This is a genomic window from Acinetobacter lwoffii, from assembly GCF_024129685.1.
GTDB classification, from domain to species: domain Bacteria; phylum Pseudomonadota; class Gammaproteobacteria; order Pseudomonadales; family Moraxellaceae; genus Acinetobacter; species Acinetobacter lwoffii_X.
Window position 1 is genome coordinate 1 of record NZ_JAMXXL010000050.1, and the last position, 13,015, is coordinate 13,015.

Annotated in this window: 13 protein-coding genes and 1 other RNA gene; 11 read left to right on the top strand and 3 right to left on the bottom strand. The window is 43.6% G+C overall.

The window, feature by feature from the left end; genetic code table 11:
- Nucleotides 1–369: 369 nt before the first annotated feature.
- From NI464_RS14990 to NI464_RS15025, 8 genes are all read left to right on the top strand, one after another.
- On the top strand, nt 370–852 hold the full coding sequence (locus NI464_RS14990; protein ID WP_253139400.1) for a VOC family protein: 483 nt from the start codon (nt 370–372) through the stop codon (nt 850–852).
- Between the two features lie 201 nt (nt 853–1,053).
- The gene (locus NI464_RS14995) at nt 1,054–1,413 is read left to right on the top strand and encodes a hypothetical protein (RefSeq protein ID WP_253139385.1); all 360 of its coding nucleotides are present in this window, start codon (nt 1,054–1,056) and stop codon (nt 1,411–1,413) included.
- A 5-nt stretch (nt 1,414–1,418) separates the two neighbouring features.
- The gene (locus tag NI464_RS15000; RefSeq protein WP_253139388.1) at nt 1,419–1,643 is read left to right on the top strand and encodes a hypothetical protein; all 225 of its coding nucleotides are present in this window, start codon (nt 1,419–1,421) and stop codon (nt 1,641–1,643) included.
- Between the two features lie 360 nt (nt 1,644–2,003).
- Entirely contained in the window at nt 2,004–2,267 is a 264-nt protein-coding gene (locus NI464_RS15005; RefSeq protein WP_253139391.1) for a hypothetical protein, read from the top strand.
- 67 nt (nt 2,268–2,334) lie between these two features.
- Nucleotides 2,335–5,934, top strand: a complete 3,600-nt coding sequence (gene uca / locus NI464_RS15010) for an urea carboxylase (RefSeq protein WP_253139394.1) — start codon at nt 2,335–2,337, stop codon at nt 5,932–5,934.
- Between the two features lie 11 nt (nt 5,935–5,945).
- Nucleotides 5,946–6,653 carry a GntR family transcriptional regulator gene (locus NI464_RS15015; protein WP_004646348.1) on the top strand — a complete coding sequence of 236 codons (708 nt, stop codon included), beginning with the start codon at nt 5,946–5,948 and terminating at the stop codon, nt 6,651–6,653.
- Nucleotides 6,654–6,867: 214 nt separating this feature from the next.
- Nucleotides 6,868–8,154 carry a PQQ-dependent sugar dehydrogenase gene (locus NI464_RS15020; protein ID WP_370940763.1) on the top strand — a complete coding sequence of 429 codons (1,287 nt, stop codon included), beginning with the start codon at nt 6,868–6,870 and terminating at the stop codon, nt 8,152–8,154.
- A gap of 307 nt (nt 8,155–8,461) precedes the next feature.
- Complete coding sequence (locus NI464_RS15025) at nt 8,462–8,623, top strand: hypothetical protein (protein WP_004646350.1); 162 nt, start codon at nt 8,462–8,464, stop codon at nt 8,621–8,623.
- A 208-nt stretch (nt 8,624–8,831) separates the two neighbouring features.
- Here NI464_RS15025 and ssrS read toward each other — a convergent pair.
- The 3 genes from ssrS to NI464_RS15040 all read right to left on the bottom strand — a co-directional run bounded on the left by ssrS (nt 8,832) and on the right by NI464_RS15040 (nt 9,954).
- Nucleotides 8,832–9,015, bottom strand: a non-coding RNA gene (gene ssrS, locus NI464_RS15030) — 6S RNA.
- A 97-nt stretch (nt 9,016–9,112) separates the two neighbouring features.
- A complete protein-coding gene (locus tag NI464_RS15035) occupies nt 9,113–9,400 on the bottom strand; it encodes a cell division protein ZapA (protein WP_004279505.1) in 288 nt (95 codons plus the stop codon).
- A complete protein-coding gene (locus tag NI464_RS15040; RefSeq protein ID WP_004279506.1) occupies nt 9,397–9,954 on the bottom strand; it encodes a hypothetical protein in 558 nt (185 codons plus the stop codon). Before NI464_RS15040 ends, NI464_RS15035 begins: the two co-directional genes overlap by 4 nt.
- A 64-nt stretch (nt 9,955–10,018) precedes the next feature.
- Here NI464_RS15040 and NI464_RS15045 point away from each other — a divergent pair, with 64 nt between their 5' ends.
- The 3 genes from NI464_RS15045 (at nt 10,019) to NI464_RS15055 (ending at nt 12,652) form a co-directional block, all read left to right on the top strand.
- Complete coding sequence (locus NI464_RS15045) at nt 10,019–10,651, top strand: UPF0149 family protein (RefSeq protein ID WP_253139397.1); 633 nt, start codon at nt 10,019–10,021, stop codon at nt 10,649–10,651.
- A gap of 133 nt (nt 10,652–10,784) precedes the next feature.
- A complete protein-coding gene (pepP, locus tag NI464_RS15050) occupies nt 10,785–12,119 on the top strand; it encodes a Xaa-Pro aminopeptidase (RefSeq protein ID WP_005107469.1) in 1,335 nt (444 codons plus the stop codon).
- A 293-nt stretch (nt 12,120–12,412) separates the two neighbouring features.
- Nucleotides 12,413–12,652, top strand: a complete 240-nt coding sequence (locus NI464_RS15055; RefSeq protein ID WP_004279510.1) for a DUF378 domain-containing protein — start codon at nt 12,413–12,415, stop codon at nt 12,650–12,652.
- Nucleotides 12,653–13,015 lie beyond the last annotated feature (363 nt).

Consider the following 13,015-nt stretch of genomic DNA (forward strand, 5'->3'; position numbering starts at 1 on the left):
AGAAATTATCAAAGTTCTGTTGCTTTAGCCTGTATATTTTTATGGCTACCTTTATAGGGTTAATTATGAACAGTAAATGTCAACAGACCCTTATATCACTAATTTTTTTAATATCTCGAAACGGTCAATTCATTTTCTTTGATTCACGATTTTCCAAGCAATCCATCGTTCAGTGACAAACTCTGGAAACGCATCAATTTAAGCACTTTGAAACAGCTTTCGATCAATAAAAATACAATTCTAAAGTAGGTTTATTCTGTTTTTGGTGAAAGATAGACAAGGGGTCATATGAATATTCTCGACCGATATATAAGACACATTGTGCTTAGGCAGAGCGCGTAAGACCTAAATCAATGGAGATTGAACATGATGAATATTGCGAAGAACACCATCTGCCTTTGGTATGATGACGATGCCGAAGGTGCAGCACGATTTTATGCAGAAACCTTTCCAGACTCCTCAGTTGGCGCGATCAATCTTGCACCCGGAGATTATCCCTCCGGAAAAGAAGGCGATGTTATCACCGTCGAATTTACGGTGATGGGCGTTGCCTGCATTGGACTGAATGGTGGCCCTGACTTTCAACACAATGAAGCATTTTCATTTCAGGTGGCGACTGAAGACCAAGAAGAAACAGACCGATACTGGAATGCCATTGTTGGCAATGGCGGTCAGGAAAGTGAGTGTGGATGGTGTAAAGACAAGTGGGGCATTTCCTGGCAGATTACGCCAGTGGTCCTCATCAACGCCTGTAACAGTCCTGACCGTGCTGCGGCCAAGCGCGCATTTAATGCGATGATGACCATGAAGAAAATTGACATCTCCGTGATCGAAGCAGCATTTCGTGGTTAAGCGCCAAAGATATTGTCTTTCATTGCAGTTGATATTGCTGTGTAGCGCAATTTCACTGCAATAGTTAAATCTTCTCCTTTCTTTTGATCAACTCAAATTATCCCTCAACTCTATAAGGATCCGTTACAAAAATTTCAGATTAATCCAACTTGATCTGAACCTAAATCCAATTTCTTCAGGATGATTCAAGGAGAATGTGCCATGAATTTTCCTCAATTACTGCTTATGGCGGGATGGGTCGCGCTGTCTGCACCTGCCGCTTTAGCCGTTGAACCGCCCATGTCGGGCAAAGCCAGCTCAGGCGCAGCTTCATCTGCCGCCGATAAGAAAGCCATCGCGAGTGCCATGACTGCTGGACCTAAGAAAGTAGCCGCTGCGGCCACGATTGTCGCTGTCGGTACAGATGGCAAAATGCGTACCTTGCGCAAGGGCAATAATGGTTTTACCTGTATGCCGGATAATCCGACCACGCCAGGTCCAGATCCGATGTGCATGGATCAGGCCGCTCTAGAATGGGCAGAAGCCTGGATGGGACATAACCCCCCACAGTCGGGAAAGTAGGCTTTATGTATATGCTAGCAGGCGGTACGGATGCCAGTAATGTCGATCCCTATGCCAAGAAGCCTAGTGCGGGCAATCATTGGGTTAAAACGGGTCCCCATGTCATAATCGTCGGTGCTGAAGCTCGTTTCTATGATATGTATCCTAAGCATACGCAACCCGATACCGCTGTGCCCTATGTCATGTGGTCTGGGACGCCTTATCAGCACTTAATGATTCCTGTGAAGTAATGAATTACGGCAACGACGAATGCACGCTGATTCAAATCCTTCAATTCGGGTATTTAATACACTCAATTTTTATTGCTACCCTAAGCTTTAAATAGAATAGTTCACTTAAAAGCTCATCAACAGATGGGCTTTTATATGAGTATTGCAAAAGTTGAAATGATGCAGATCATGCAATATGAGTTTCAGAATAATTTTTGCACTGAATTGAAAACAGCCTGAACCAAAAACAATCATCTAACGAAATTCTCCCTAATTTATACATCTTAAATTTTATTAAAATATTGAAAATAATATAGAAAATTAAACTGGCATAAGTTCTGCATAACTGTATTCAAACTTGGATACAAGATTGGATACAGAATGCTTCATCAGAAAATGATCGGCTGGACAGTCCGAAAATGGCGCGATGCCGATCAGCCAAAACAGCTTCAACTGAATCATCTTGCTCAACGCACTACCCATGTTGAGGTGGGTGAACTTGTCTGGATTTCGGTTGAGAATGCTGCACCTCTTCAAGCAAAAATCGATGCATTTAAAAAAGCTGTATTTGCGGAAGGTATGCATCAAAGGCTACGACAGAGAGCAGTGAACATAGTCGATAGCGGGTTTATATGCAGCAGCTGAATCAGAAAAAAACGAAACAGATCCATTCAGCAGATTCAAAAAATAGAGAGAATAAAAGGGGATTCACATGTTTAAAACTGTACTGATTGCAAACCGGGGCGAAATTGCCGTTCGCGCCATTCGCACATTAAAAAAAATGGGTGTAACCAGTGTCGCCGTTTATTCAGAAACAGATCGTTATGCACAGCATGTGATTGATGCAGATATTGCAGTGTCCTTAGAAGGGACCAAACCTGGCGATACCTATTTGAGTATCGAAAAATTGATTGCTGCAGCCAAAAATACCGGAGCCGAAGCAATTTTCCCGGGTTATGGGTTTCTGTCAGAAAGTGCTGACTTTGCCCGTGCCTGCGAAGCAAATAATATTGCTTTCATGGGGCCAACACCGGAGCAGATTCTGGAATTCGGCTTAAAACACAGGGCGCGTGAACTTGCTGCAGCTGCCAATGTACCCATGACTCCCGGTACAGGTCTGCTAAATAGTCTGGACGAAGCTTTGGCAGAAGCTGAAAAAATTGGTTATCCAATTATGCTAAAAAGCACAGCAGGCGGTGGCGGAATTGGCTTGACCCGTTGTGATGATGCAGACGCACTTCGGGAGGCTTATGAAAGTGTAAAACGTCTGGGCGAGCAGTTCTTTAAAGATGCCGGAGTATTTTTAGAACGCTTTATCTATAAAGCCCGTCATGTCGAAGTTCAGATTTTTGGAGATGGACAGGGACAGGTGGTGGCTTTGGGCGAACGCGACTGTTCACTGCAGCGCCGTAATCAGAAGGTTGTGGAAGAAACACCAGCGGCACAGTTACCTGAAGCAACCCGTCAAAAATTGTATCAGGCGGCAGTTGAACTGGGCAAATCGGTGGAATATCGCAGTGCCGGTACGGTTGAGTTTATTTACGATGCAGCACGTGACGAGTTTTATTTCCTTGAAGTGAATACCCGTTTGCAGGTGGAACATCCTGTCACTGAAATGGTGACCGGTTTAGACCTGATCGAATGCATGTTGAAAATCGCAGCAGGCGATATTCTGGATTGGAAGCATCTAAGCAGTATTCAGCCTCGGGGTGCAGCGATTGAAGTACGAATCTATGCAGAAGATCCAGTCAAGAATTTCCAGCCGAGTCCAGGGATTTTGACCGATGTCTTTTTTCCGGAAAATGTCCGGGTCGATACCTGGGTGAGTACCGGAACTGAAATTTCCCAATACTTTGACCCAATGATTGCCAAGATTATTGTGCATGCTGAAGACCGTGATATCGCCATTCGTACGCTTAAATCGGCTTTGGCTGAAACCCGTCTGAACGGGATTAGTACCAATCTGGATTATGTGCATACTGTTATTTCAGATCCACGTTTTGAACAGATGCAGATCTGGACACGCATGCTGGATGATTTCAAATATGTGCCGAATGTGATTGAGGTGATTCAGCCGGGTACACAAAGTTCGATTCAGGATTATCCGGGTCGTGTCGGGTATTGGGATATTGGTGTACCGCCTTCAGGCCCAATGGATGATTATGCTTTCCGGCTGGCCAATAAAATTGTTGGGAATGTCGAGGCCGCCGCCGGGTTTGAATTTACCCTGCAAGGTCCAATCCTCAAATTTCATGCAGAAAATATCATTGCTTTAACTGGCGCACCTTGTCCGGTAAGTCTGGATGATGAAGCAGTAAATTTCTGGCAGCCTGTTCAGGTAAAAGCAGGCCAAACCCTAAAAATTGGACAGGTTGAATCTGGATGCCGAACCTACCTGGCTGTACGAAATGGTCTGAATGTGCCGGAATATCTGGGTAGCCGTTCTACCTTTGCTTTAGGTAATTTTGGTGGACATGCAGGCCGAATGTTACGGGCTGGTGACATGATTAAGATGGTGAATCCTGAGCTGCCGGCCGATGGTCTACCTTTAGCGATTGCAGAACCTGAAGTTTTGGCAACAGATCTGATTCCAAGTTATGGCAAGGAATGGAAAATTGGTGTGCTCTATGGTCCGCATGGCGCTCCTGATTTCTTTAAAGCTGAATATATTGAGGAGTTTTTTGCATCAAGCTGGAAAGTGCATTTTAACTCGAACCGATTGGGTATCCGTTTAACCGGACCGACGCCAAGCTGGGCGCGTGAAAATGGCGGTGAAGCGGGTCTGCATCCATCCAATGTACATGACTGTGAATATGCCATTGGTGCGATTAACTTTACCGGTGATTTCCCCGTAATTCTTGCCAAAGATGGTCCGAGCCTGGGTGGCTTTGTCTGTCCGGTGACCATTGCCAAAGCTGAACTCTGGAAAATTGGTCAACTGAAAGCCGATGACACGATTAGCTTCTATCCAATCTCGGTAAAGCAGGCCAATGCGCTGGAGCGGCAGCAAATTCAAACCCTTCAAAACTTTGCCAAGGCAGAGATAACCAGCGAGGCTGAAATCGTTACAGTTCAGGCAGAAAGTATCCTGGCATTGCGTGAAGCTACGCCAGATGCACCAAAAGCTGTATATCGTCAGGCAGGTGACAGTTATATCTTGCTGGAATACGGTGATAACGTACTGGATTTGGCCCTACGCCTGCGCGTACACCGCTTGATGCAACTGATCCGTGAAGCTGATCTTGACGGTATCCTGGAATTATCACCTGGTGTGCGATCCTTGCAGATTAAATATGATGGTCTGCGTTTGAGCCAGCAGCAACTGATTCACTTCCTGCTTGGTCTTGAAGAACAGATGGGTGATTTACGTGACATTAAAATACCTTCAAGAATTATCCATTTACCCATGGCCTTTGAGGACTCAGCGACTCTGGGTGCGGTTGAGCGTTATCAGGAAAGTGTCTGTGCCAAGGCCCCATGGCTACCGAATAATGTCGATTTTATTCAGCGAATCAATGGTCTAAACACTCGTCAGCAAGTTAAAGACATTATTTTTGATGCCAATTATCTGATTTTAGGGCTAGGTGATGTATATCTGACTGCACCTTGTGCAGTGCCCATTGATCCGCGCCACCGTTTACTGAGTTCCAAATATAATCCGGCCCGTACTTTTACCGCTGAAGGTACAGTCGGGATTGGTGGTATGTATATGTGTATTTATGGCATGGACTCACCGGGTGGCTATCAGTTGATTGGCCGTACCGTACCGATCTGGAATAAGTTTAAAAAGAACAAGCAGTTTGGCGATCAGCAATGGTTCTTACGCTTTTTTGACCAGATTAAATATTATGAGGTCACTGAGGCCGAACTGGATCAGTTCCGTGCTGATTTCGCCCATGGTCTGGCAGAAATCAAAATTGAGGAATGCGAGTTTGACTTTGCAGCATATCAGGATTTCCTTGCTGCAGAACAGGACAGCATTGCCACCTTTAAAGCGCAGCAGCAGGCTGCTTTTAGTGCCGAGGTAGAACGCTGGAAAGACGAGTTTGATGCACCTGTAGAAATAGAAGTGCTGCAGGATGACACCGATTACAGCCAGTATGTCCCTCTCAACGCCTCTATGACCGGCAATATCTGGAAGATTTTTGTAGAAGCGGGGCAGATTGTGAAAAAAGGCGACACGGTGGCCATCATTGAAGCCATGAAAATGGAACTGCCGGTCTATGCTGACGATGATGGTATCGTTAAAGCGATTATCTGCCGTTCTGGTCAGACCGTGCATAGTGGTGAGCCACTGGTCTATATGGAGTAATGGAGTGAGCCATGACTATTGTTCGCAATCCAAGTACTAAAGCGACCGGAAAAAGCTCAGACAATCTGTCTGAGCTGGTTCTCCAGAAAATTAAAAATGATATTTTTGACTTTAAACTGATGCCGGGAGAGCGGTTTACCGAATCGGAAATTGCTGAAAGCTATGCCGTCAGCCGTACACCTATTCGGCAAGCTTTGTATCGCTTGCAGCAGGAAGGTTATGTCGAGGTGCAGTTTAGAAGTGGCTGGAAGGTTCGGTCACTAGACTTTAAAGTTTATGAAGAACTGTATGATCTGCGGATTTTATTGGAAGGTTATGCAGTCGAACAACTTTGTCAGATGCCCAAAGACCAGTTGCAGGTTGCTCTGGCTGTTTTGATTCAAACCTGGTGTATTCAACCAGAACAATATATCTATGATCTCAGGCGGTTATCTGCACAAGATGAAGCATTTCATTGTCATTTGGTATTTGCAGCCGGCAATACAGAAATGGCAAAAATACATAGTGAGATCAGCGAGAAAATTCGCATCATACGCCGTCTGGATTTTTCCAAAGATTATCGGATTGAGGCCACCTATGCCGAACATCAACAGATTTTAAGGGGATTACTTGCACAAGATGCAGCGTTCTGTCTCTCTATATTGGATGCCCATATCCGGCACAGCCGTAATGAGGTGAAAAAAATTACACTGGAAATGTTATCCTCTAGTCCTGCGTAAGTTAATCAGGATAAATTTATTTTATAGCAAGAAAAATATCAGACCTGACTTAAAATTGATAACCAATTCATAACCAGAAAAAACAAGAACCCGCTAGTGGCATCTCAAATTGTTTTTTAAAGTAAGTTGAGGATGATAATAACAAGAGATAAAAATGCTTCATCAGCCTATTCAACTTTTACTTACAGGTGCCGGCTGTGCACTTCTCTTAACCATGACTGGATGTACCATGCCTTCCAAATCGCCCATCAATGACAGTTATGGTTCCCAGCCACATTTGCCCAAACCAAAATCAAGCTTGCTGCCTACGGTCAATATTGCACCTGCTAAAGGTTGGCCTGAAGGTAAAATGCCGACAACAGCGACAGGTTTAAAAGTTCAGGCATTTGCCAAAGGGTTGCAGCATCCGCGCTGGCTGTATGTATTGCCGAATGGTGATGTACTGGTGGCTGAAACCGATGCACCGCCTAAGCCCGATGACAGCAAAGGGATCAAAGGCAAAATCATGAAATGGGTGATGCAACGTGCAGGTTCATCGCACCCCAGTGCCAACCGCATCAGTCTGCTTCGCGATAGCAATGGAGACGGGGTGGCTGAACAAAAAATCGTATTTTTACAGAATCTCAATTCTCCATTTGGCATGGCACTGGTCGGCAATATGTTGTATGTGGCGAATACTGATGCCCTAATGCGCTTTCCTTATCAGAACGGTGCGACTCAAATTACAGCAGCCGGTACCAAGGTGCTGGATTTACCGGCAGGCCGTTTAAACCATCACTGGACCAAAAATGTCATTGCCAATCCTGCCGGCAGCAAACTCTATATTACAGTGGGTTCCAACAGCAATGTCGCTGAAAATGGCCTAGAGCAGGAGCAGGGCCGGGCACTAATCATGGAATTTGACATAGCCAGTGCTCAAGCGCGACCTTTTGCTACCGGACTGCGTAATCCGAATGGTATGGACTGGCAACCCCAGAGTGGCACACTCTGGACGGTGGTAAATGAACGTGATGAACTCGGCAATGATCTGGTTCCTGATTATCTGACCTCTGTCAAAGAAGGCGCTTTTTATGGCTGGCCCTATAGTTATTATGGCCAACATGTAGATACCCGGGTCAAACCGCAAAATCCTGCGCAAGTTGCGCAGGCCATTCCACCAGATTATGCATTGGGCAATCATACTGCATCATTGGGCTTGGCCTTCTATAGGGCAGATCTGATGCCTCAATATCGAAACGGTGCGCTGATTGGCCAGCATGGTTCATGGAACCGCAAACCGCACAGTGGCTATAAAGTGATTTTTATTCCCTTTCAAAATGGACAACCGATGGGCCCACCTCAAGATATCTTGACTGGATTCTTAAGCGATCAGGGCGATGCATATGGGCGACCGGTCGGTGTGGCGGTAGATTCTTCAGGTGCCATTTTGGTTGCTGATGATGTCGGTGATGTGATTTGGCGAGTATCACCCTTGTGTACACCAGCTGCAGTAAGTAAATAAAGGTTTAGGGATTCAGGATTTTATTCGGATCTGAATCTGTGGAAAGTAAAAGTTAAAGCAAAGACTGTTTCATTCAAACGTCAATATTTTGATTGAAAATATGCAAAGGCTAGCGGATTTAAAATAATTTTTAAGCTTCATTTAAGCTGGCTGAATTAGGCTTTCAGGATATTTTTACGCGGGATTACAGCATGTACAGAGATTCTGCTGATCCTATTAAAAATATCTAAATCTAAGTGCCAGTTTTAAGTGCCAATAAAAACTGGATATAAAAGTTAGAACGTTGCAAAAAAAGAGGGTTTTAAGAATGAAATCAATTGTTGCATTTATTTTCCCTTGGTCATTATTTATGACCCTTCATCGACCAGCCGAAGCCACAGTATGCTTAATGCTTCATATTTCGATTTTAGGCTGGATTCCTGCTGCAATCTGGGCCATGCATACTTTATATCGGGATAAAATAGCCTGAAAATAGGAAAATAAGTTACTGAAAGATTGTTTGATTTTGACGGAAGTAATTAAAGCCCTATCTTTTTTATAGCTAAAGATTTTTTTTCATTCCAGATGATGAATACATCAATAAAATGAATCTAGAGGAATGTTCGAGAGAAATACTACAAAATTAAAATAAGAGGAAATTCAGGAAAAATTATAATTATATTTTGAAAACGAAATTGAAGTACTCCGAAGATGCCGCTGCATGTGTCGTTACCCTGAACCCGATGAGTTCAAGGAGGATGCGACGTATACTTGCTGGGTTTCCCATACGGAGATGGGCATACACTCTAAATATACAGAACACACCCATAAGTGTTAGTATCGGCAGGGGAATAGACCCGCTGGCGAACACCTCAGAGTTAAGTTAATTATAAACAATAATCCCGGTGTGGCAACTCTATGCTGTTCATGAACTGTAAACAGTTCGGTCGAATGTCCGAAGTTTAAACAGAATTCGAGATTATTCAGTCAGTTCTTCAACTTCTTCTAAAATAGTTTGTAACAAACGCTCGCAATGCGCATATTGTTGCAGTGATCTGTTCATATTCAAGACCTCCTGCATCAGCTCAAGTGCAACCATAATAATCAGCTTGCTAGGTTCCATGCGTGGTGCTTTACGGCGAAATTCATCATATTTGTCATTTAATAACTGTGCCGCGCGTTCTAATTCTTCCTGCTTGTCAGGAGTAGAGGCCAAACGGAAACTATGCCCCAATACTCTGAGATCAATTGCAATTTGTTCACTCATGATGAGGCTTCCTCAGTCGCTTCAGTCGGATGGGCCAGTTGTTGAATTTCCTGTGCGTGATGATCCTGCGCAGTGCCAAGAATGGCCAGACGTTGAATAATCGCTTCAACCTTGGCTTTGGCATTTTCATTTTTCTGGGTTAAACGTTCAGATTCCTGAGTCAGACGCTGAATTTCCTGCTGGGCATGACGCTGTTCAAGGATCATCTTTTCCTTAACTACGCGCAGTTCATTCCGTTCAGCCAGAATTTCCTGAAAACGGTTTTTCAGGTCGGTACAGCTTTTTTCCAGACGACCATAACGGTCTGCCAGTGCAGTTGCATCATTATTAAGCAGTTGAAACTGGGCACGAGAATCCGTCAATTGTTCTGTCAGATTTTCATTTTCTTGTTGTTTTTGCGCAATCACGCTGTTTTTTTGTTCAATTTGCTGTTGATGTTGCATCATTGAAGAGTCTTGCTCTTCGCGCAAACTGGAATTTTCACTTTCAAGCCGTGCAAGTCGCGTTTTTAACACGCCGATCTGCACTTGTAGACGCTGTAATTCTTCTAACATATCGAGGTCGCACAGTGTTGCAAACAAAGGTAATATATAAGCAGTATAAAGATTGGATAAACGAATGCAAGACGATATTTCAGGTTGGACCGAATGGCACCGCAATTTTTCTTCAATTGAGGAAATTTCTAGCCCTAGCGAACTACATGGTTTGCTAACTGGCATTGTTTGTGTCACCCAGGCGCCAAGCAGTGAAGAGTGGTTACAGATTTTAGAAACACTGGATGTACCTGAACTGGATGCCGAAGCATTAGAGTTGTTGACGGGCGAAGCTGAAGATGTGTTTCATGCACTGTCTGAAGATGAGCTGGATTATTTACCTTTGCTGCCTGATGATGAGCATGTGCTTTCAGAACGCGTACAGGCTCTGGCGGACTGGTGTGCAGGCGTGGTCTTAGGTTTCGGACTGGCTTCAGGACATATCCGTCAGGATGAAGTTGAGCTGATTGAACATTTACAAGATGTAGCCGCAGTTGAATTTGAAGACTCAGACGATGATGATGAAGGTGAAGAAAGCTATCAGGAATTGTACGAATTTGTGCGTCTGATTCCTGTCAGTCTGTCTTTAGGGCGTAAAAAGGTCGAAGTTGAAGAAACGCCCCTCTTACAGCAATTTAGTCAAAAAAATCAGCCTAAAGTCGCTACTACAGAAGCGCAAAGTGTAGTCGAGATTTTCTCGCCTAAACGTCCAAGCTGATGAAATGCTGAGGTGAGTCATCACCTGCTTGAAATCAGGCATATATTTTGCTGTTTACAGTGAAATCTATAGTCTGATTTCAAGACTATATTCTAAATACAAGTATTGATCGATAAGAAAGAAGTAAGGTGTAATGAAGAAATTGACACAGGCAGTTTTTGAGGAACGTCGCGCAATCCTCGCAGGGGAAATCGGTTTACGCAGTATCGCTATTATCGCGACCAGTCCGGTAGCCATGCGTAACCGTGATGCAGATTATAAATACCGTGCAGACAGTAGTTTCTTCTATTTAACCGGATTCGCGGAACCTGAAGCTGTGGCTGTGATTGAAACCTTTGACACTGAAGAAGAAGGCTATAGCTACAGTTTGTTCTGTCGTGAACGCAACCGTGAAATGGAAATCTGGAATGGCTACCGCGCGGGTATTGATGGGGCTATTCAGGATTATGATGCAGATGAAGCCTATGCGATTGATTTGCTGGATGAAGAAATATTAGAAAAGTTACAAAATAAAGATCAGTTATTTTATCGCATTGGACAGCATGCAGAGTTTGATGCGCGTGTCGCCAAATGGATTGCAACTGCAAGTGGTGAAAGCCGTCGTGGTACTTCTGCGCCAGCGCAAGTAATTCAGCTGGATCGTATTGTTGATGAAATGCGTCTGCATAAAGATGCAAATGAAATTGAATTGATGCAGATTGCTTCCGATATTTCTGCTGATGCACATACTCAAGCGATGCTAGCAGTACGCCCGGGCATGATGGAATATGCACTGGAAGCTGAGCTGAATTATATCTTTGGCAAAAATGGCGGTGTTCCGGCCTACAACAGTATTGTCGGTGGCGGTGAGAATGCCTGCATCCTGCATTATGTAGAAAATGACAAAGAACTGAAAGATGGCGATTTGGTCCTGATTGATGCTGCGGCTGAATATCAGCTTTATGCTTCAGACATTACCCGTACCTTTCCAGTGAATGGTAAATTTAGCCCGGAACAGAAAGCTTTATATAATGTAGTGCTGGATGCTCAAATTGCTGCAATTAATGCTGTGCAAATTGGTAACTCGTATAAAGAACCACATAATGTTGCAGTGCGCATCCTAGTGCAAGGTTTGCTCGATCTTGGCTTGATGCAGGGGAATATTGACGACATTATAGAAAAAGAAGCTTTCCGCCAGTTCTACATGCATGGTACCGGACACTGGCTCGGTATGGATGTGCATGATGTCGGTGCTTATAAGGTGGACGGTGAATGGCGCTCGTATGAAGAGGGTATGGTCGTGACCGTTGAGCCGGGTCTTTATATCGCGCCTGATGATGAAACAGTAGATGCTAAATGGCGTGGAATTGGCATTAGGATTGAAGATGATGTGGTGGCCACTGCAAATGGCCCGCTAGTTTTAACCGCGAAAGTCGTCAAAACGGTAGAAGAGATTGAGGCATTAATGGCGAAAGCGTGCGCTGCTTAATTTGAGAAAAAATACAGCAAGCCGGTCGCAAGATCGGCTTTTTTTATGACATTTCTATGCCGTTTCAAACAAGAATTCCTAGCTATATCGCATCGAGCAAAAAGTGATTTAGCTTACGTTTATATCGAACAAGTCAAATAAAACTCACCTAAGTAAAATTTACAGCTTAAAAATTGACAGGAAGTCAACACAGAAAATCCGTTTTTAGCATCAAAGCTACATATTAAATGCGCTGAGATTCTCATACTTTCTCTGATCCTTAAATAAACTTAAATAAGAGTAGGAGAACACTTATGAGATTAAATACGATTGATTGGATTGCTTATGCTTTAACAATCATTGGTGGCATCAATTGGGGTTTAATTGGTGCATTCGATTTTAATTTGGTCGCTGCGATCTTTGGTGATATGAGCGCCTTATCTCGAATTGTTTATGTATTGGTTGGTTTGTCGGCATTGTACCTGATTTATACAGGAACGAAGTTGGGTAAAACAGTACACCATACAGATCATCATACCAATATTGTGCGTTAAGCTAATCCTCCTGCACGAGTTTCTTACAAGATAGGATAATGTCTTTGAGTAGCTTGTCGAGAGGATAGAAATAGTGTGGAAGATGAAGAAACCTCGGTATATTTCCGGGGTTTTTTATATAGGTGTTTATAGGTTATTAATAGAATCATCCTCAGATCTACAACAACACTTAGCTAAAGATTAATGATTACTATCATACAAATAAGATTAGGTTGTACATGGTTGGATAAATTTTTTTTAAAATATCTGTTAGCTAAAAAATCGAGTTATATTTAGGGTGTGTTGACACTTTTAGCTTAAAAAAATAGCGAAGTAGTAAAATCAAATCGCCAAACCCAATTTTACTATTCGCTATGCCTCGTA

Excerpts from the sequence above, each read along its gene's own strand:
- NI464_RS15035 (WP_004279505.1), bottom strand. The coding sequence starts at position 9,400 with ATGAGTGAACAAATTGCAATTGATCTCAGAGTATTGGGGCATAGTTTC.
- uca (WP_253139394.1), top strand. The coding sequence starts at position 2,335 with ATGTTTAAAACTGTACTGATTGCAAACCGGGGCGAAATTGCCGTTCGC.
- NI464_RS14990 (WP_253139400.1), top strand. The coding sequence starts at position 370 with ATGAATATTGCGAAGAACACCATCTGCCTTTGGTATGATGACGATGCC.
- NI464_RS15040 (WP_004279506.1), bottom strand. The coding sequence starts at position 9,954 with ATGTTAGAAGAATTACAGCGTCTACAAGTGCAGATCGGCGTGTTAAAA.
- NI464_RS15055 (WP_004279510.1), top strand. The coding sequence starts at position 12,413 with ATGAGATTAAATACGATTGATTGGATTGCTTATGCTTTAACAATCATT.
- NI464_RS15025 (WP_004646350.1), top strand. The coding sequence starts at position 8,462 with ATGAAATCAATTGTTGCATTTATTTTCCCTTGGTCATTATTTATGACC.
- NI464_RS15000 (WP_253139388.1), top strand. The coding sequence starts at position 1,419 with ATGTATATGCTAGCAGGCGGTACGGATGCCAGTAATGTCGATCCCTAT.
- NI464_RS15020 (WP_370940763.1), top strand. The coding sequence starts at position 6,868 with ATGACTGGATGTACCATGCCTTCCAAATCGCCCATCAATGACAGTTAT.
- pepP (WP_005107469.1), top strand. The coding sequence starts at position 10,785 with ATGAAGAAATTGACACAGGCAGTTTTTGAGGAACGTCGCGCAATCCTC.
- NI464_RS15015 (WP_004646348.1), top strand. The coding sequence starts at position 5,946 with ATGACTATTGTTCGCAATCCAAGTACTAAAGCGACCGGAAAAAGCTCA.
- NI464_RS15045 (WP_253139397.1), top strand. The coding sequence starts at position 10,019 with ATGCAAGACGATATTTCAGGTTGGACCGAATGGCACCGCAATTTTTCT.
- NI464_RS15005 (WP_253139391.1), top strand. The coding sequence starts at position 2,004 with ATGCTTCATCAGAAAATGATCGGCTGGACAGTCCGAAAATGGCGCGAT.
- NI464_RS14995 (WP_253139385.1), top strand. The coding sequence starts at position 1,054 with ATGAATTTTCCTCAATTACTGCTTATGGCGGGATGGGTCGCGCTGTCT.